Below are 19535 nucleotides of genomic sequence, written 5' to 3' on the forward strand. Positions count from 1 at the left end.
GGGTCGTCCGCGACGCGGATCCTCCGTCCATCGGCCGTTCCACGGCGGGCGCGAGCCCGCCCCCTTCGAGCGGCCGAAGGTACGTCGCGGACACGCCTCAGGACGGAGCCGCGCCGGGGCCGGTCGCCGCACCGGGTGCTCACCGCCCCGTCCCCCCACCCGCCTACCGCAGGTGCCGCTCCGCGAAGTCCAGTTCCAGGCGGACCTGCTTGATCCGCTCCTCCACCACCAGGGAACCGTGGCCTGCGTCGTACCGGTACACCTCGTGCGTCGCCCCACGCGCCGACAGGCGGTTGACGTAGTTCTCCACCTGCCGGATCGGGCAGCGCGGGTCGTTCAGGCCGGCCGAGATGTAGACCGGCGCGCGTACCGCGTCGACGTACGTCAGCGGTGACGACGCCGCCCAGCGTTCGGGCACCTCCTCCGGCGTACCCCCGAGCAGCGTGCGGTCCATGGACTTCAGGGCCTCCATCTCGTCCTCGTACGCCGTGACGTAGTCCGCCACCGGTACGGCCGCCAGCCCCACCGCCCACGCGTCCGGCTGCGTGCCGATGCCGAGCAGCGTCAGATAGCCGCCCCACGAGCCGCCGGAGAGCACGAGCTTCGCCGGGTCCGCGAGACCGGACGTCACCGCCCACTCGCGTACGGCCGCGATGTCCTCCAGCTCGATCAGACCGATGCGGTGCTTGAGCGCGTCCGTCCATTCGCGGCCGTAACCGGTGGAGCCGCGGTAGTTGACCCGTACGACCGCGTAACCGTGGTCCACCCACGCCGCCGGCCCCGCCGTGAACGAGTCCCGGTCGTGCGCGGTCGGCCCGCCGTGGATCTCGAAGACCGTCGGGAACGGGCCCTTGCCCGCCGGCTGCTGCACCAGCGCGTGGATCGGGCCGCCCGGACCCTCCACCCACAGGTCCGTCACGGGCACGGACTCCGGCGCCTTCGCCCCCGGCGGGTCGAGTACGACCCCGCCCGACGTGGACCGCACCACCGGCGGGTGGGCCGCCGACGACCACAGGTACTCCACCGAGCCGTCGGGCCTGGCCGTCGCCCCCGACACCGTCCCGGCCGGCATCTCCATCTCGGTCAGCTCGCGCGTCGCGAGGTCGTAGCGCCACAGCTCGCTGCGCGCGTCGAAGCTGTGCACGATCAGCAGCGCGGACCCGTCCGGATACCACTCGGCCGATACGTCTCCGGGCAGCTCGATGCCCAGATCGGTCTCCTCGCCGGACTTCACGTCCCACATGATCGGCTCCCAGCGCCCGCGCCGCTGGTGCCCGACGAGCAGGCGGGTGTCACCGTCGACCGGTGCGAAACCGAGGACGGACAGGCCCAGTTCGAGCTGGCCGCCCTTGGTGTCGTCCAGCTCGGCGACCGTCGTGCCGTCGAGACGCACCACGCGCAGCGCGGAGTGCATCGCGTCGCCGTGCTCGGTGTGCTCGACGGCGACGAGCGTCCCGTCGTGCGACAGGTCACCGACGCCGGCCGACTCACGGTGCCGGTAGATCTCGGTCGGGGTGCCGCCGGCGGGGAGGACGAGGATCGTGGAACCGTCCTCGTCGGTCGAGCAGCCGACGACGGCCGTCCCGTCACGGCCGAGCGCGAGGCCGCTGGGGTACGACGGCGCGATGCCGGGCGTCGCGGGCTCGTCGGCGCCGCCGTCTCCGCCGTTTCCACCGTCGAAAGGCTGTCGCTTCCAGACGCCGAACTCGTCGCCGTCGGTGTCGCTGAACCACCAGATCCACCGGCCGTCGGGGGTCAGCACGCCGTCCGTGGTGCCGTTGGGGCGATCGGTGACCTGCCGCTGGGCGCCGGTGGCGCGGTCCCACGCGTACAGCTCGTACGTACCTGTCGCATTGGAAACGAACAGCGCGCGGTCGGGCGCGTCCTCGGCCCACTCGGGCAGCGAGACGCGGGCCGCCCGGAAACGCCGCTCCCAGGCGGGCGCCTCCTCCCGCGCCGACGAGTTGTGCGGCTCGTGATCGTTCTTCTCAGTCATGCGCCCCATTCTGCGTCTTCCGGGCGCACCGACGACGGGCCTTCCGATTCCTCAATAAAACTAGCCGAACGATCGTGCTAATTCCTATCTCGTCACTCGGGGGCTGGGTCACCGGCGAATACTCGGCGACCGTCAAGTCGTCACATACGTACGGGACTTCGTGGTCAGGGGACCGGCGGCGGCAGCAGCGCCGGATCCGTCGCCACGGCCCGCAGCCGGCTGAGGACGGCCTTGGCGGCCTTCGCGTAGCAGCTGAAGTCGTCGTGCAGGACGGACTCGGCGTTGGCGCCTTCGAGGAGCGCCACCAGCTCGAAGGTGAGTTGGGGAACGTCGGTGCCGTCCTCGATCTCACCCGCCTCCTTCGCCTCCTCGATGTTCCGGTTCACGAACGCGACCCAGTCGAGGCGCGCCTGCGCCACGGCGTCATGGACCTTGCCCTCGCGTGCGTCGTACTCGGCCGAGACCGAGTAGAAGAAGCAGCCGCCGGGGAAGACCCGGCTCTCGGAGTAGGTGAGCCACCCGTCGCACAGCCGCCGTACCCGGGCCAGCCCGGCGGGCATGTCGAGAACGGGCTGGACGACATGCTCGACGTACACCTTGGCGGCGGCGCGCACGGTGGCGAGCTGCAACTCCTCCTTGGAGCCGAAGAGGGCGAACACCCCGCTCTTGCTCAGTTCCAGCTCACCGGCCAGCCGACCGAGCGACAGGCCCCCGAGACCTTCGACGGAGGCGGTCCGGACGGTGTGTTTCAGGATCAGCTGGCGCGTCTGGTTTCCGCGCGCGATGCGTCCGTCGGTGCTGGTAGCTGTCACACGCCCAGTGTACTAACCGAACGACCGTGCGGTCATTAGTCGCGTCACCGCTGCCGATGATTACGGCCGTCACCGGAAGTCTCCACAACAACCCCGAAGAAAGGCGTTCCCATGTCAGCGAAGAAGGCCGGCACCCTGCGCGAGATCCTCCAGAGGCACGTGGACGAGGGCCCGCTGCCGGGCGCCGTGGCCATGGTGGCCCGTGGCGACCGCATCGAGGTGGCGGAGGTCGGCGCCGCCGACACCACCGCCGCGACCCCGCTCACCAGGGACTCGATCTTCCGTATCGCCTCGATCACCAAGCCGGTCGTCGCCGCGGCGGTCATGGTGCTGGTGGAGGACGGCCGTATCGCGCTGGACGCCCCGGTCGACGAGTGGCTGCCCGAGCTGGCGTCACCAATGGTCGTACGGACACCCGCCTCCCCCGTGGACGACGTGGTCCCGGCCGTCAGACCGATCACGGCGTTCGACCTGCTCACCTTCCGTTCCGGGCACGGCTTCCCGTCCGACTTCACGCTGCCCGCGGTGTCACCGCTGTTCAGCGAGCTGAAGCAAGGGCCGCCGCAGCCGCAGCACGTCCTGCCGCCCGACGCGTGGATGGCGGCGCTGTCCCGTATCCCGCTGCTGCACCAGCCGGGCGACGCCTGGCTGTACAACATCGGGTCCGACATCCTCGGTGTGCTGATCGCGAGGGTGACGGGCCGGCCGCTGCCGGAGTTCCTGGCGGAGCGGGTCTTCGAACCGCTCGGCATGGTGGACACCGGATTCGCGGTGCCGGCCGGCAAGCGCGACCGGGTGCCGTACTACTACCGGAAGGACGAGGCGGGCGGCCTCGAACCGATCGACGCCCCCGACGGCCAGTGGAGCACGGTGCCCCCGTTCCCGTCCGGTGCCGGCGGCCTGGTCTCGACCCTCGGTGACTGGTACGCCTTCGCCCGGATGCTCCTCGCGGACGGCAAGGCGGGCGACCGGACGCTGCTGTCACCCGACTCCGTCCGGCAGATGACCATGAACCACCTCACCGAGCCCCAGCGCGCCGCGGGCACGCTGTTCCTGGAGGGCCAGGGCTGGGGCTTCGGAGGCTCGGTGGATGTACGGGCCGTCGACCCCTGGAACGTACCCGGCCGCTACGGCTGGGTCGGCGGCACCGGCACGGCGGCCCACATCACACCGTCCACGGGCCAAGTGACCATCCTGCTCACGCAGTTGGAGGCGGAGGGCCCGGTCCCGTCGGCACTGCTGCGGGACTTCTGGCGTTACGGGGCATAACCACCCCTGCCCTGGCCCTGACCTTGGCCTTGGCCCTGGCCCTGGCCCTGCGAGACTGTGCCGATGAGCGAACTGCGCACGCCCCGCGGCGTCCTGGGAGTGGTGGCGTCGGCGGCCGGCGGGGTGGAGTCGCTCCGTACGGGCCTGGTCGAACCGGCGCTGGCCCGCGGCTGGCGGGTGGCGGTCACGCTGACCCCGACCGCGGGCCGCTGGCTCCGGTCGAACGGCGAGTGGGCCCGCCTGGAAGCCCTGACCGGCCTCCCGGTCCGCGACCACCCCCGCCTCCCCACGGACCCCCGCCCACACCCCCCGGTGACCTGCTTCGTGGCGGCCCCGGCGACGGCCAACACCGTGGCCAAGCTCGCCCTGGGCATCGCCGACAACCAGGCCCTCACCCAACTCACCGAGGCCCTGGGCACCCCCAACCTCCCAGTGATCGTTTTCCCCCACATCAACGCGTCCCACGCCCGCCACCCCACCTGGCCCACCCACCTCACCCACCTCGAAGAGGCAGGCGCCCACCTGATCCAGGGCCCCGATCTCTGGCCCCTCCACGAACCCCAGGCGGATCCGCCGCACCGCGAACTCCCGTGGCAGGCAATCCTCAACGCGGCGGACACGGCTGACGCGGAGGACGCGGCGACGACATGAGCGCACGCCCGCGCTCACCCGCCGTTGGTCCGCCCACCGCCGAGCAGATCGGTGCCGCACAGCGCGGCGAGTTCCTTCGCCACAGAGGTCAGCGGGCCCTGCAACTGGGCCAGTTCGGCACGTATGTCGGTGGATCGTTTCCACTGCCGTTCGTGTTCGACCTGGCTCGCGCCGGCGGGGCGGGTGGCCTCGTACTCCTCCAGCGCGGGGTGCCAGGCCGACAGGAAGGGCCGCAGGTGCTGGTTGGCGAGGTTCGCCGCGATGCCTGGCAGGGCGAGGGGGCCGGTCGTCTCTCGGGCCAGGCGGTGAAGCACCTCGCGGGTGGTGGCGAACAGCGAATACAGCGAGGTGAGTGCTTCGCGCAACGAGCCCTGGTCGCCGGTGAGCGGCTGGACTCCGACTCGGGTGACGAGCTCGATCTGGAGATCGAACGCCGCGATTCGCTCGACGGTCCCGGGGAGGCCGGGGGCTTCGGGGACGGCGGCGGGTTCGGCCGTCTGCGGCGTTGCCCGTGCCGACGGCCGGGGGGCGACGGCGGTATGGGCGGGGGCAGGGGGGTGAACCGGGAGTACCAGTGCCAGGGTGTGCAGCAGTATGCGGCGGAGGTCTTCCTGCCGGGCCGTGTCGGTGTCGTGACGGCGTACGGCTCGGGCCAGCAAGGGGTGAATCGTCCAGGACCGTTCCCGCGTGCGGTCCGGACGCAGCGCGCCGTGGCCGAGGAGTGTGTCGACCGCCTCCGCGACGACGGAAGGGATCTCCCAGGGATCGTAGGGGCCGACTGTGGAGAGCACATCCTCCAGGGTGGTTTGTGCGAGCGGCTCCGGACTGGCCGTGGCGAACAGCCGCAGGAGGTCGTCGGAGGAGAGATTCCCGGACAGCGGACTGGACAGGAAGTCCGTCGCGGGCGGGGGGCTTGGGGGAGCGGGGGAAGTGTCCGTACCTCTTTCGCGGCTGAGAGGACGCCGGTTCGTCAGGACGTCCGACTCCGGGGCGTGGAACCGGTTGCGCAGGCGGATGAAATCGCCGTGCTCCGTGAGACCGGCGAGAAGGTCCAGGGCCTGGGGGTGGCCGTCCACGTCACGGACGAGCGACCTCGCGGCGGCGCGTTCCGGATCTCCCTGGGGCGCGCGAAGTGATGTCAGCAGACGATAGCCGTCGGCGTCATTCAGAGGCGGGACGTCGATCGCCTCGGCGAACGAGGAGTAGCGCAGAGACCGCGAGGTGATCAGCGTCGCGCTGAGCAGATGTGGTCCGCGCAGGAGATGGAGGTCATCCGCGGACAGCCCGTCGGGGACCCCGTCAACCACCCACAGGCAGTGGGTGCCGCGTTCCCCCAGGGCGACCGCGAGGTGGCTCAGCAGGCCGGGCAGAGACGTGGCGGGGGGATCGAGCCCGAGTGCGGAGAGCACGGTGTGGACCTGCTCGGTGTAGGCGGCCATGACGTCCGACGGGCGGGACCCGGCGAGCCGGTGCAGGTCGAACCAGAAGATCCCGCCGGGGAAGGCGGAGCTGAAGTGCAGGGCGTACTCCTGGGCGAGCAACGTCTTGCCGATCCCCGGCATGCCGCGCAGTTGGGCCGTACGACCCGCGCCGGCCTGGGCGACCAGCGGGGAACGGTGACGGTGAAGCGCTGTGTGGATACGCCACTGCTCGGCGAGGCGGCCGGTGAAGTGCATCGACCCGGTACGGGCGGGCGCCGGCAGCCAGGGGACGAAGGGCGCGTGGGCCAGATCTCCCATCGGCGTGGTGATCGCGTCGACATGGGCGGCCACGCGTTCCGCGAGCCGGCCGACGGCCTTCTGCACTGTGGGCCAGGGCCAGTGGCGGGCATCACGGAGTTCCATGGGATGCACATGATCGGCCGAGTGCTCGGGGTTGATCACCAGCGTACGGCGGCGTGGGTCCCCCTCGTGCTGCCCACTGAGATAGGCGTAGGTCAGCTCCCACTGACAGGCCCGGCGCTTCGGGTAGTCGGCCGAGTACAGGGCGAGTAGAACCTTCGAACGCGACAGGGCCTCCGTGATCGTGGCCGTGATGGAGCTGAAGTCGTCGACAGCCGTGTCGTCGACGAAGACACGCAGACCGAGGGCCTGTAGTGCGGGCACCAGGACATCGATCTTCTGTACGTCGAAGCGGCTGTAACTGACGAACACATCCCACTCGGCAGGGGACGCGGCAGGAGTCGATGTCTCCATCAACACACCCTCCCTGAGGCGCCGAACGCCAGGCCCTCCGCGTCAGACGCCAGGCACTCCACAACCGGCCTCAGCCACGCAAAACGGCTGGGGGGGGGGTAGGCAGACCTGTCGCGTACGCGAGTCGCGCCGCTTGCTGTCCGGGGCATGGGGATCATCACCGACCCATCATGCGCCACCCCGGGATTCGACCGAACTATCGGCGAGGGTGTTCGGACGTGCGCCCTGTCTCGCCATCGCAGATCGTCCTACGATCGCTACTCCGCGTAAGAGAGGACGTGGCATGGCGGCTGGTGGATCGGCGACCGGCCATGACCCGTGCGCGGGACGTGCTGTGGCTGGGCAGCGTGAAACGGCTTACGTGACCGGCACGACGCCGCCCCCTCGATCCCCCTCGATCCTCGTCGAGGGGGCGGTGACTTTGGCACGGTGACCGGCAGCCCATTACGTGGGGATGGGCTTGACCTTGCTGCAGTTCTTCCACTCCACCCACGGCCGGGCGCCGCCGTTCCTGGGCCCGGTGGCGTAGGTGGGGTTGCCGGTGATCGTCTGATTCTTCTCCTCATGGGTGATGTCGATCCCGAAGAGCTTGAACCCGAGCGTGAACTGCCCGGCGGAGATGCCGAAGCCGATGCCGAGTGAGGCGTTCCACCAGTCGGTGTTGGCGTTGTAGTCGAGCCGGCTGAGCTTTCCCTTCTCGTGCAGCAGCCGCTCCAGCGGGCTCGCGTCGGGGCCCGGAACCTTCGCCGCGTCGGTGGGGGAGGGCAGCGGGTTCTTCGCGGGGTTGCCCTTGCCTCGCAGCCAGTCCTCGACGGTGGTGCTGTCGGCGTCGTTGTCGAGGATGAGTTCGGCGGTCTCCGTGTGTATCTGCGACCGCGTGGATCCGCCGCCGCCACCCACGTCGATCGTCACGGGACCGGCGTTGGCGCCTCCCTCTATCTTGACGCCGCCACCGCCCCCGGCCTCCTCGCTGGTGGTGATCACCAGCTTCTCCGGGCGGTGCTCCTTGCCGTCCTTCTCCTCCTGGTCGTAGGTCGCCGCGTCGTACGTGACTGCCACCTGCTGCATCTTCTCGCCGGTGGCGACCCCGCCCGCGCCGCCGGACCCCTTGACCGTGAAGGTGTAGACGAAGGTGATCTTCCCGGCGTTCGGTCCGGTGTGCGCACGCATGACGACGACGTCCTCGGTCATCGTGCCGTTGGCCACCTCGCCGGATATCTTCCCGAGGTCCTTGGGGCCGTCGCCGGAGTCCTTGCCGCCCTTGCCGCTGCCCTTGAACTTTCCGCCGAAGTTCGCGTTGCCGGAGGCCTCGATGGACGTCTTGGTGATGTCGACGTCCGGTGCCCTCTCCGGCGGCAGGTCGGGCTTCTTCTTGCCCGCGTGGTAGCCGCAGATCATCTGGAGTTCGGACCGTCCGGACCGCGAGTTGCACTCGTCCTGGGCCTTCAGATACTCGGTGAACCGCTTGGCGTCCGCCAGGTTCAGCTCCAGGTCCTTCTGCGGGTCGCCGGTCTTGTTCCCGGAGAAGAGCCACTGGCCGCCGCTGCCGCTGCCCCCCATGTAGGTGCCGCTCAGTTTGGCGCTGCCGCCCCAGTCCTCCAGGCCGCGAATGCCCGCGGAGATACTGGCAGTCACCCCGCCGCCGACTTCGGTGATCCGCTCCAGGGTGACGGTGCCGTCGGACCACTGCTGGAGCTTGACCGTCTCCGAGCTGCTGATCTTGATGAAGAAGATCTGGACGACGACGGTGGTCTTGGTCTGATCCTGCGACAGCAGACACCTCGTGGGCTCGAACGGGTCGCCGTTCGGTACGAAGGGGTCCCCGCCCTCGCCACCGCCCCCGCCGCCCTCTCCCCCGTCGCCACCGTCCGCGTAGTCGCCGGTGGCACAGGCCTCGTCCCCGCTCGTGGGGTGCAGCACCCGGCACACCGCGCTCTTCAGCCCGGTCGTCTCCTGCTCGGGCAGGCTCAGGCCGACGACGGCGGCCACGATCACGGCCACGACCCCGAACACCGCGGCGTACTCCGCACCGCTCTGGCCTCTGTCACGGTGCCGCGGGTCTCTCCATCTACGTTCGTGCGGACGCAACTTCCACCACTGGAACGCACGGGCCTTCCCCACCTGTTCTCCCACCTCACGCTGTCGTCGCCGCCCCCGAGCGCGAGCAGCGTAAGGACAGGTCAGGGCCCATACGGCAGGGTCCACGGACCCAGTTGAGGCGACTGGACGGCCAAACCGGCATGCGTTCATCTCCCGGTCGACCAGCAACTCCGCGTACGCCGCCCGTAGTTCGCCGTAGGTACGAGGGGACGCCTCCGACGACTTGGCCGACGGGCACCCAGGGGCGCTCGGCCGCCCTCAGCAACGGCGGGGCGGGGTCACGCGGTTGGCCCTCGGGACGGGACGGTGGGCCTGCGGGCCCGTGGGCGGCTCGGCGGGGTGACGGGGGCGAGGGGGCGACGGGAAATTCATCGTTCGCTCAACTGAAGCTCAGATCCAGGTAACGATCACGCCAATTGGGCCCAACGCGCCATGAATGGGCCCGAACTTGTGGCGTGCGTCACTAAAGAGCGGGCAAAGGGCATGGTACGACTGCACAACTCCGCTTCCGGATGGACTCCTTCCGGGGTGCGGGGATGCCGGTGCGCACCGGCACGTACCACTGGGGTGAGTCCGGTCCGGGTCCGCGGATCGGAATTGCCCCTGACGGTCCCGGACATGGCCGTCATCCGCGTCCGCCCCCCACCCGGCGCGTCCGTCCGCGCCGCCCGCGTTCCCGAGGTAGCCAGATGTCACTTGATTCATTCACCGAGTCGGTCGACGAATCCGTCAGCGGGTTCTTCGAACCGATAGCTTCCTGGCTCGGGGAGGTGGTGTTCTACGCGGTCCCCGTCGGAGGTACCGATCTCCCGTTGATCGTGGCCTGGTTGGTGGTCGCGGGCCTGATCTTCACGGGCTGGTTCGGGTTCGTGCAGTTCCGCCGGTTCCGGCTGGCGATCGATGTGGTGCGTGGCAAGTACGACGACAAGTCGGCCACCGGAGAGGTGAACCACTTTCAGGCGCTCACGGCAGCCGTCTCCGGGACCGTGGGGCTGGGGAACATAGCCGGCGTCGCGGTCGCGGTCAGCATCGGCGGCCCCGGAGCGACGTTCTGGATGATTCTCTGCGGGCTGCTCGGCATGGCCAGCAAGTTCGTGGAGGTCACGCTCGGCGTGAAGTACCGCGAGGTGCACGCCGACGGCACGGTCTCGGGCGGGCCCATGCACTATCTCCCCAAGGGCCTCGCCGACCGGTTCGGCAGCGGCGGCGCCTTGTTCGGCAAGGTCCTCGCGGTTCTCGCCTCGGCGATGATCCTCTTCTTCGGGCTGTTCGGCGGGAACCTGTTCCAGGTCAACCAGAGCTACGCCCAGCTCGTATCGGTCACCGGCGGCGAGGAAGGCGCCATCGGCTCCTCGGCCGGCGCCCTGTTCTTCGGCGTCCTGGTGGCGGCACTCGTGGGCATCGTCCTGCTCGGCGGCATCCGCTCGATCGCCTCGGTCACCAGCCGTCTGGTCCCCGCCATGGCCGGCATCTACATCGCCGCGTGTCTGGTCGTCATCCTCGTCAACGTCGGTGAGGTGCCGTCAGCCCTCACCACCATCGTCGAAGGAGCCTTCAACCCCGAGGGAGTTGCGGGCGGCGTGCTCGGCGCGCTCATCATCGGTTTCAAGCGGGCCGCGTTCTCCAACGAGGCCGGCCTCGGGTCCGCGCCGATCGCCCACTCCGCCGTCAAGACGAAGCACCCCGCCAGCGAGGGCCTGGTGGCGCTGCTGGAGCCGTTCATCGACACCGTGATCATCTGCACGATGACGGCACTCACGATCGTGATCGCCAACCCCGCCAGCTGGGCGGAGGCCCGCACCGGTGAAGAGATCGGCGGCGTGACGATCACCTCCGACGCCTTCGAGACCGTGCTGCCCTGGTTCCCGTACATCCTCACCGTCGCGGTGATGCTCTTCGCGATCTCCACCGTCCTGACATGGGGTTACTACGGCCTCAAGGCGTGGTCCTACCTCTTCGGCCGCAGCAAGGCCAGTGAGACCACCTACAAGGTCATCTACACGCTGTTCGCCGTCGCCGGCTCGCTGCTCACCCTCCAGACCCTGATCGACATGGCGGACGCGGTGCTGTTCACCCTGGCCGTCATCAACATCACCGGCCTCTACTTCCTGGCCCCGGTCGTCAAGCGTGAACTCGAATCGTTCCTGATCTACGTCCGCACCCACAACAACGCCACGCCCCCGGCCAAGGACGCCAAGAAGACCCCATCCGTCCCCCAGCCCTGACCACCCCCGAGGCCCGGCTCCCCAAGCGGGACGCCGGGCTTCGCGCTTCCCCGCTGCGACGGGAGTCCGGTATGCGCGGGCGGCCCCCAAAATGGCCCCCGCAACAACTCAGAGGCCCGACCCGCGATGCGGATCAGGCCCCTGAGCTGCTGTTTTGGCTGTCGGTGGCGGGATTTGAACCCACGACCTCTTCGTCCCGAAGCAACTTGGGCGAGCGTTTTCGCGGTTGTCCGCCGCCGTGCGTCGGCGTTGTCACGCAGTCAGACACTCACCCGCCCAACCCGACCGGGCGCTTAGAAGGTGCGGGCACACCGGTTCAACCAGGCCTTAGCAGCTGGTCTCCATTCCGCCGACGGGCGTGCGGGTCTGCCGCGGTACGCCGTCGTTGCCGTCAGGACTGCCGTCACCGCTGTCACAGCGACAGTCGGCGCACAACAAACGGCGATCTTACAAACCGGTTATGACGGGATCCGCTGGGTTACTCCTTCAGGCTGTCGTCATCGTCCTCAATTGGCGTGTCGGGAAACACCGCACGGCCACCCCCTTAGCGTGCGGAGGTCAACCACAAGGACTGCCCGGCAGCGGGCAGATAAGGGCTCCCTTAGCCGCGTACCGGCGTAGCCCGATCGAGAGGATCTGGACCTTGAGCGATTTTTCTCGCCGCTACCTGCTCAGGGCGTCGGCGGCCGCCGGCGTCGGGGCGGTCGTCGTCCCGGGTCTTACGGCCGCAGGCGCGCCGGATATCGCGGCCGCGAGCACCCCGGGCCTTATGGCCGCGAGCGACCCGAGTGGAAGGCCGGGATGCCCGCCGGCGAAGCTGACCGGCCACATCGTCCGCCCCGATGACGCCTCGTACACGGATGACCGAATCGGGTACGACCAGCTCTTCTCTCACTATCCGCTGGTCATCGTCTTCGCACAGGAAACCCAGGACGTGGTGAACGCCCTCACGTGGGCGCGGCAGCACAACGTCGCGCTGCGCGTACGGAGCGGCCGCCACGCCCTTGAGGGCTGGTCGAACGTCGACAACGGCATCGTGATCGACGTCAGCCAGCTGAAGTCGGTCCAGATCGACACCGATGCCCGTATCGCGACGGTCGGCGCCGGGCTGACCCAGTTGGAAGCGGTGACGACGCTCGCCAAGCAGAACCTTGCCGTCACGACCGGAAGTGAGGGCAGCGTCGGCTTGGTCGGTGCGACGGTCGGCGGCGGCCTCGGGCCCCTCAACCGCTGGCTCGGCATGGCTTGCGACAGCCTGATCGGGACCGAGGTCGTTGTCCCGTCGGGTCACGACTGCGCCAAGGTGATCCGTGCCGACTTGAATGACCACTCGGACCTGCTGTGGGCGCTCCGCGGGGCGGGAAACGGCAACTTCGGGATCGTCACGCAACTCACCTACAAGGTGCACTCGCTCAAGCGTCTCGCCTATGTGCAGGCGACCTGGGACGGCCTGGGGGACCTGCACGGGATCTTCGATGCATGGCAGCGTACGGTACCGTTCGCCGACAACCGTCTCGGATCCGAAGTCGAGATCCACAAGTCCCAGATCCTGCTGTTCGGGTGGCTCGCGGAGGGGTCGGCGGCAGAGGCCAAAGAGATGCTGGCCCCGATCCTGTCGGTCGGTACGCCCGATGTGACGGTGCAGGTCGGTAACTGGGGCGACATCTTTGCAGGATCCCAGGTCCCGCGCGCGCAAGAGCCCGCCAACGTGAAGTTCTTCTCGGAGTTCGCCAAGCAGCTGTTCCCGAAGAAGGCGATCGACGTCATCGGCGACTTCATGCGAAACGCTCCCACGGAGGACAGCAACTACTTCGTCGATGCCTTCGGCGGGGCGATCAAGAGGGAGCCCCGCAGCGGCACGGCGTTCGTGCACCGCGACGCGATTTTCTACGGCGAGATCGGCGCAGCCTGGGGGACTCCTTCAACGACACCAGGCGTCTGCGACCCGCTCACCTCGACATGCCAGGCCTGGACCGCCGAGTTCAGCCAGGCGATGCGGCCCTACGTGGACGGCGCCTACGTCAACGTGCCGAACGTCGGAATGCAGGAGTGGGAGACCGCCTACTGGGGGAGACACAACTTCGAGCGGCTGCGCAAGATCAAGGCGAAGTACGACCCCTACAACGTCTTCCAGTACGAGCAGAGCATCCCGCCCGCGTCACTCTGATCGACAGTTCGCCGTCGGGACCCCGCCCAGGGGTGTTTTGGCCTGAGGGCTGCGCGCCTTGTGCTAAAGGACCAGTCGGCGGAGCGGCTTTGGGCTGGAGCTGCTTCGGCGCGAGTGATCATGGCCCCGTAAGCTTCCGGCGCGTCGGGCAGTCTGTGGACCTGCCCGGTAAGGCATGACGTTGGGGCCATGATCTTCGAGGCTCGCGCCAAAGTGGCTGCGTAAAGCCGTGGAGCCGACCGCCCCAGCCACAGCGGGTTTCCCTATCTCTGCCGCGCGCCCGCGCCGTGCGCGGGCCTTGACCCTCGCACCGTCGAGACCACCACGCTCCTGAGCGAGAAGCACGTCATCCCGTCGCTGGGCGCTCGCAAGCTACGTGACCTCAGCGCCGAGGACGTCGATCGCTGGCTGGCCGCCAAGGCGAAGACGCTCAGCACACGCACGCTCCAGGGCCTTCATTCCTCCCTGAACCGCTCGGTAAAGCGGGCCATGGCGCGGGACAAGGTGAAGCGGAACGTTGTCGGGCTGTGCTCGGTGCCTCAAGGACAGGCGGGGCGGCCATCCAAGGCGCCCACCTTCGCTCAGGCTGAGGCGGTGCTGAAAGAGGCCGCAGGGACTTCCATGCACGCGTACATCGTTGTCGCGTTGCTGACCGGGGCACGTACGTACGGAGGAACTGCGAGCCCTCACCTGGGATCACGTCTTCCTGAAAGGGTGGCCGGACTACGACCCGCCCCAGCCTTCCCATATCGCTGTCTGGCGGTCGGTCCGGCGGAGCGGGGACACCAAGACCCGGAAGTCCCGGCGCACGCTTGCCCTGCCGGCGCGCTGCGTCGAAGCCCTCTGGCAGCAGTTCGAGGATCAGGGATGGGACCGGCTCGCCGCCGATTACCAGTGGAAGGAAAACGGACTCGTCTTCTCCTCAGCCGTCGGCAAGCCGCTCGACGCGGCCAACGTCCGCCGCGCTTTCCGTCAGGCGCTCAAAGACGTCGACGGGATCGACGCCGCTCAGTGGACGCCTCGGGAACTGCGGCACAGCTTCGTGTCGCTGCTCTCCGACCCGGGCGTCCCCCTGGAGGAGATCTCCCCGGCTCGTCGGGCACTCCGGAACGGCCGTGACCGAGGAGGTGTACCGGAAGCAGATCCGGCCCGTGATCCAGACCGGCGCCGTGGTCATGGACGGCATCGTCGGGGCAGATCGACAGAAGCCGTAGGGACTCACGAATCGGTAGTCACGCAGATAGACACACGGCATGCCAGAGGGCCCAGCGACACTTGCACACTGGGCCCTCTGATCTGCGTTTTCAGCTGTCGGGGTGGCGGGATTTGAACCCACGACCTCTTCGTCCCGAACGAAGCGCGCTGCCAAGCTGCGCTACACCCCGATGTCGCCCGTGTCGCTGCGACATCGATTACTTTAGCCCACCGGCGCCCGCAGGCGAAATCCGGTTTTGTGCGGCGCCGGCCCCGCCCCGAGGCCCCGCCGGCAGGGATCAGAAGCCCGGTGTGAGCGTCAGGAGCGTGGCCTCCGGGGGGCAGGCGAAGCGGACCGGGGTGTAGCGGTTTGTGCCGCAGCCTGCCGAGACGTGGAGGTAGGACGTGTGGCCCCCGGCGTCGTAGGTGGAGAGGCCCCGTGCGCGGGCCGTGTCCAGGTCGCAGTTGGTGACCACCGCTCCGTAGAGCGGGATACGGAGCTGGCCGCCGTGCGTGTGGCCGCCCAGGATCAGGGGGTAGCCGTCCGACGCGAAGGCCTCCAGTACGCGCAGGTACGGGGCGTGGACCACGCCGATCGACAGGGCCGCGTCCCGTTCCGGGCCGCCCGCGACCTTCGCGTAGCGGTCGCGTTTGATGTGCGGGTCGTCGACGCCCGTGAAGGCGACCTCGTGCCCGTCGATCTTGAGCCGGCCGCGGGCGTTGGTGAGGTCCAGCCAGCCCGCCTCGTCGAACGCGTCGCGCATCGGCTCCCACGGGTTGTGGACGACGTTGACGGCCGGTGCGTTGCCGTTCAGGCCGTGCTTGCCCTGGGCCTTCTCGAAGATGTAGCGCGCCGGGTTGCGCAGCGCGGGGCCGTAGTAGTCGTTGGAGCCGAAGACGTAGACGCCCGGGAACTCCATCAGCGGGCCCAGCGCGTCGAGCACCTCCGGTACGCCCTCCGGGTCGGAGAGGTTGTCGCCGGTGTTCACCACGAAGTCGGGGCGCAGGCCGGCCAGTGAGCGGAGCCAGCGCTGCTTCTTGCGCTGGCCGCTGACCATGTGGATGTCCGAGACATGGAGGACGCGCAACGGCCGCATACCTTCTGGAAGTACGGGTACGGAGACCCGTCGCAGGCGGAAGGACCGGGCCTCGAAACCGGCGGCGTAAGCGATGCCGGCCGCGCCGACGGCCGCGATTCCTGCGGTGACTTTCAGGGGGATTCCGTAGCGTGCGCGCATGGTGTCATCGTCGCAGATTCGCGCGGTCCGCCCGGTCGCGCCCCGGGCGGCCGGGAAACTGAACGGCGGGCCCCGGGGCGTACCTGACACACTGTCCGCATGACCACGCTCAAGTCCAAGCTGCACGACGACCTCATCGCCGCGATCAGGGCACGCGACGAGCTGCGCTCCGCCACCCTCCGGCTGACCCTCGCCGCGATCTCCAAGGAAGAGGTCTCCGGCAAGTCGGCGCGCGAGCTCTCCGACGACGAGGTGCAGAAGGTGATCGCCAAGGAGGCGAAGAAGCGCCGCGAGGCGGCCGAGGCCTTCGCGCAGGGCGGGCGGACCGAGCAGGCCGAGCGGGAGAAGGCGGAGGGCGTGCTGCTCGACGCGTATCTGCCGCAGCAGCTGACCGACGACGAGCTGGGCGCGATCGTCGCGCAGGCCGTGGGGGAGGCGAAGGCCGCCGGTGCCGAGGGGCCGCGCGCGATGGGCGCCGTTATGAAGATCGTCGGGCCGAAGGTCGCGGGGCGCGCCGACGGCGGTCGTGTCGCCGCCGCAGTCAAGCAGAACCTCGCCGCCGGCTGACATCCCGTACGAGGTCCAAAGGGGCTCGTGTCCGTTGCGGACGCGAGCCCCTTCTTGGATTTATTCGAACCCTGGGAAGTCCGGGAACGGGTTACCCCCGCCTCCGTTGTCGTTCCCGCGCGGGTTCCCCGACCCTCCCGGACCCTGCCCCGTGTCCGGGTCGCCGTTGTCTTCGTCGCCGTTCCCGCCGTTGTCCCCCGGACGGTCGCGGCCCTTGTCCTTGTCCTTGTCCTTCTCCGGCTTCGGGATGTCGATGGTGTTGAACGGAGGCGCCGGCTTGCCGTCCAGCGCACCGCCCATCGCGTCGCGCCAGATCGGTCCCGGCACGGCGCCACCGAAGACCTTGTCGTGGTACCGGCCACCGATGGTGATGTCCACCATCTTCTTCTTGTGGGCCGGGTCGCCGACCCACACCGCGCCCGCCATGTTCGGCGTGTAGCCCACGAACCACGCCGCCAGCCGGAAGTCCGTGGTACCGGTCTTGCCCGCGCTCGGCCTGTTGCCGAGGCCGGCCGCCTGGCCCGTACCGTCCTCGACCACGCCCTCCAGCAGGGTGTTTATCGTGTCGGCCGTCTTCTCCGACATCGCCCGCGAGCAGCTCGACTTCGGGACGTCCATCTCCTTGCCGTCCGGACCGGTGATCGACTCGATGGCGATCGGCGTGCAGTACGTACCGCGGTTGGCGAACGCCGCGTACCCGGAGGCCATCGTCAGCGGCGACATCTCCTGCGTGCCCAGCGTGATCGACGGCACCTGGTCCAGCGCCTTGCCGTTGGCCCGCTCGACGCCCATCTTCCGGGCCAGCTCGGTCACCGGGCAGACGCCGATCTGGCTGATCAGCTGTACGTAGTAGGTGTTGACCGACTTGGCGGTCGCTTCCTCCATCCCGTACGGGCCGACTTCGCTCTCGTTCTCGTTCTCGACCGGGACGCCCCGGTCCGTCCATGGGCCCTTGCAGGTCTGGACGGGGCTCGGGTAGTCCATCTGGTACGGCGAGGGGTACGACTGCGTCGGCTGGATGCCCTGCTCCAGGGCCGCCGCGGCGACGATCGGCTTGAACGTCGATCCCGGCTGGTAGCCCGCGCCGCCGCCCATGTCCTCGTCGACCGACAGGTTCATGTACGTCTCGTTCTTGCCGCCGCCGTACGGCCGCGACTGACCCATCGCCAGGACCTTGCCGGTGCCCGGCTCGACGATCGACAGGGCGGTGGCGACCTCGTCCGTCTTGTAGACGTGCTTCTTGATCGACTCCTGCGCCGACTCCTGCGCCTGCGGATCGAGCGTCGTGCGTACGGTCAGGCCGCCCTGGTTCCAGACCTTGGCCCGGTCCTCCTTCGTCTTGCCGAAGGCGGGGTCGGTGAGGAACACCTTCCGCACGTAGTCACAGAAGAAGCCCGCGCCCTTGACCGCCGTGATGCAGCCGTTCTTGGGACGGCTCACCTTCAGGTCGATCCCGGTCTTCTTCGCCTTGTCCGCCTCGGCCTGCGAGATGTCCTTCACGTCGGCCATGCGCTGGATCACGGTGTTGCGGCGCTTGGTCGCCTCCTCCGTGTCGTTCACCGGGTCGTACCGGCTCGGCGACTGGACGATGCCCGCCAGCAGCGCCGCCTCCTCCAGCTTCAGGTCCTTCGCCGACTTGGAGAAGTAGCGGTGCGCCGCCGCCTCGATGCCGTACGCCTGCTGTCCGAAGAAGGTGATGTTCAGGTAGTTCTCAAGGATCTTCTTCTTGCCCAGCTCCTCCTCGACCTGGATCGCGAATTTCAACTCGCGGATCTTTCGGCCGATGGTCTGCTGGGTGGCCTGCGCGACCTTGTCGGGGTCGTCGCCGGCCTCCTCGACGAAGACGTTCTTCACATACTGCTGGGTGAGGGTCGACGCGCCCTGGGAGACGCCGCCCGACTGCGCGTTGCGATTGGCCGCGCGCAGAACGCCCTTGAGGTCGACCGCCCCGTGCTCGTAGAAGCGCGAGTCCTCGATCGCGACGATCGCCTTCTGCATGTAGGGCGAGATGTCGCTGAGCGGGACCACGGTGCGGTCGCGCGAGTAGACGGTGGCGATGGGGCCGCCGTCCTTGTCGAGGATCGTGGTGCGCTGGCTGAGCGGCGGCGTCTTGAGGTTGGCCGGGATCTCGTCGAAGCCCTCGACCGTCCCCTTGGCCGCCAGGCCCAGAACTCCGAAGGCGGGCAAGGCGATTCCCGCCAGTACGGCTCCGGCGAGCACACTGACACCGAGGAACTTGGCGGCCTGCTGGGTCCCGGTCAGACCGCCGCCCGAGCGCTTCTTTGGCATGACAGCAGCCTACGTTGTCATTCGCCGGACACACATAAAGGCTCTGGCCTAAGCTGCACTCAGCTGTCACAGCAGTGCGGTTTCGCATCACGGCCGCGTATCACGTTGTCTCACGTCCTGGCCGTGAACATCTCGTCATCACCGCCAAGCATCGGGATCGTCGGGAACGTTGGGAACGTCGCAACGCCGGAAGTCCCGCCCGATTTCGCCCCGTACGTCATTCGAAGTCCGTTGTGGTCCAAGTGAATTGGCCCGCCTTGTCTGGTTCGTCGCGCATGTCTTTCGCTCACTCCCCTGGGTGATCTGCCGCGTACGCATAGTCCGTTCGGGCCATTCAAGATTGGGCCCGAAGGGGGTGTTGCGCCGTGCCCACCTTCCGTAACGTCCTCAACTGGCAGCGGTGAATATGCCGTTTCCGCCGTGGGGGAGCCTCGAATCGGGAGAGGACGGCGCCGGGATGGGCTGGGTAACCGACTGGAGTGCGCAGGCAGCATGCCGCACTACTGATCCGGATGAATTGTTCGTACAGGGCGCAGCGCAGAACAGGGCCAAGGCAGTGTGCACCGGATGCCCGGTGCGGACGGAATGCCTGGCCGACGCGCTGGACAACCGCGTCGAATTCGGCGTGTGGGGCGGAATGACCGAGCGGGAGCGACGCGCATTGCTGCGCAGACGCCCGACCGTCACCTCATGGCGACGACTGCTCGAAACCGCACGCAGCGAGTACGAGCGCAGCGCGGGCATTCTGCCCGCCGGCCTTGAGGACGACGAGACGTACGGCTCACGCCATTACGTCGACGTCATCGACAACACGTGGGCGGCGGTGGGGTAG

Annotated in this window: 12 protein-coding genes, 1 tRNA gene and 1 pseudogene; 7 read left to right on the forward strand and 7 right to left on the reverse strand. The window is 68.7% G+C overall.

Annotated elements, in window-relative coordinates:
- Positions 1-163 precede the first annotated feature (163 nt).
- Together ACIBLA_RS07165 and ACIBLA_RS07170 are read right to left on the reverse strand one after the other, a co-directional pair.
- A complete protein-coding gene (locus ACIBLA_RS07165; RefSeq protein WP_399198020.1) occupies positions 164-1996 on the reverse strand; it encodes a S9 family peptidase in 1833 nt (610 codons plus the stop codon).
- Between the two features lie 164 nt (positions 1997-2160).
- Positions 2161-2808, reverse strand: a complete 648-nt coding sequence (locus tag ACIBLA_RS07170; RefSeq protein WP_363244379.1) for a TetR/AcrR family transcriptional regulator — start codon at positions 2806-2808, stop codon at positions 2161-2163.
- Between the two features lie 111 nt (positions 2809-2919).
- On the opposite strand from ACIBLA_RS07170, the gene ACIBLA_RS07175 reads away from it, so the two are divergent.
- Positions 2920-4077: a serine hydrolase domain-containing protein gene (locus ACIBLA_RS07175; RefSeq protein ID WP_399198021.1), complete on the forward strand. Its 1158-nt coding sequence runs from the start codon at positions 2920-2922 to the stop codon at positions 4075-4077.
- Positions 4078-4140: 63 nt separating this feature from the next.
- A complete protein-coding gene (locus tag ACIBLA_RS07180; protein WP_399198022.1) occupies positions 4141-4728 on the forward strand; it encodes a flavoprotein in 588 nt (195 codons plus the stop codon).
- Between the two features lie 14 nt (positions 4729-4742).
- On the opposite strand, the gene ACIBLA_RS07185 is transcribed toward ACIBLA_RS07180, so the two are convergent.
- Together ACIBLA_RS07185 and ACIBLA_RS07190 are read right to left on the reverse strand one after the other, a co-directional pair.
- The gene (locus tag ACIBLA_RS07185) at positions 4743-6923 is read right to left on the reverse strand and encodes a TIR domain-containing protein (RefSeq protein ID WP_399198023.1); all 2181 of its coding nucleotides are present in this window, start codon (positions 6921-6923) and stop codon (positions 4743-4745) included.
- 444 nt (positions 6924-7367) lie between these two features.
- The gene (locus ACIBLA_RS07190) at positions 7368-8936 is read right to left on the reverse strand and encodes a hypothetical protein (RefSeq protein ID WP_399198024.1); all 1569 of its coding nucleotides are present in this window, start codon (positions 8934-8936) and stop codon (positions 7368-7370) included.
- A gap of 776 nt (positions 8937-9712) precedes the next feature.
- Between ACIBLA_RS07190 and ACIBLA_RS07195 the strand changes: the two genes are divergently transcribed.
- From ACIBLA_RS07195 to xerC, 3 genes and pseudogenes are all read left to right on the forward strand, one after another.
- On the forward strand, positions 9713-11248 hold the full coding sequence (locus tag ACIBLA_RS07195) for an alanine/glycine:cation symporter family protein (RefSeq protein ID WP_399198025.1): 1536 nt from the start codon (positions 9713-9715) through the stop codon (positions 11246-11248).
- A 460-nt stretch (positions 11249-11708) separates the two neighbouring features.
- Positions 11709-13415: an FAD-binding oxidoreductase gene (locus tag ACIBLA_RS07200; protein ID WP_399198026.1), complete on the forward strand. Its 1707-nt coding sequence runs from the start codon at positions 11709-11711 to the stop codon at positions 13413-13415.
- A 291-nt stretch (positions 13416-13706) separates the two neighbouring features.
- Positions 13707-14629: pseudogene (gene xerC / locus ACIBLA_RS07205) on the forward strand (tyrosine recombinase XerC); the annotation flags it as partial.
- Positions 14630-14726: 97 nt separating this feature from the next.
- Here the strand turns inward: xerC and ACIBLA_RS07210 are convergent.
- Positions 14727-14800: transfer RNA gene (locus tag ACIBLA_RS07210), tRNA-Pro, on the reverse strand.
- Positions 14801-14908: 108 nt separating this feature from the next.
- Positions 14909-15847, reverse strand: coding sequence for a metallophosphoesterase (locus ACIBLA_RS07215; RefSeq protein WP_363244386.1), 939 nt, complete (start codon positions 15845-15847; stop codon positions 14909-14911).
- A 99-nt stretch (positions 15848-15946) separates the two neighbouring features.
- On the opposite strand from ACIBLA_RS07215, the gene ACIBLA_RS07220 reads away from it, so the two are divergent.
- Positions 15947-16414, forward strand: a complete 468-nt coding sequence (locus ACIBLA_RS07220) for a GatB/YqeY domain-containing protein (RefSeq protein ID WP_399198027.1) — start codon at positions 15947-15949, stop codon at positions 16412-16414.
- A gap of 60 nt (positions 16415-16474) precedes the next feature.
- On the opposite strand, the gene ACIBLA_RS07225 is transcribed toward ACIBLA_RS07220, so the two are convergent.
- Positions 16475-18703, reverse strand: coding sequence for a transglycosylase domain-containing protein (locus ACIBLA_RS07225; protein ID WP_399198028.1), 2229 nt, complete (start codon positions 18701-18703; stop codon positions 16475-16477).
- Between the two features lie 457 nt (positions 18704-19160).
- Here ACIBLA_RS07225 and ACIBLA_RS07230 point away from each other — a divergent pair, with 457 nt between their 5' ends.
- Complete coding sequence (locus ACIBLA_RS07230; RefSeq protein WP_363244389.1) at positions 19161-19535, forward strand: WhiB family transcriptional regulator; 375 nt, start codon at positions 19161-19163, stop codon at positions 19533-19535.

Origin of the sequence: Streptomyces sp. NPDC050433 (genome assembly GCF_044458565.1) — a bacterium.
GTDB lineage: Bacteria > Actinomycetota > Actinomycetes > Streptomycetales > Streptomycetaceae > Streptomyces.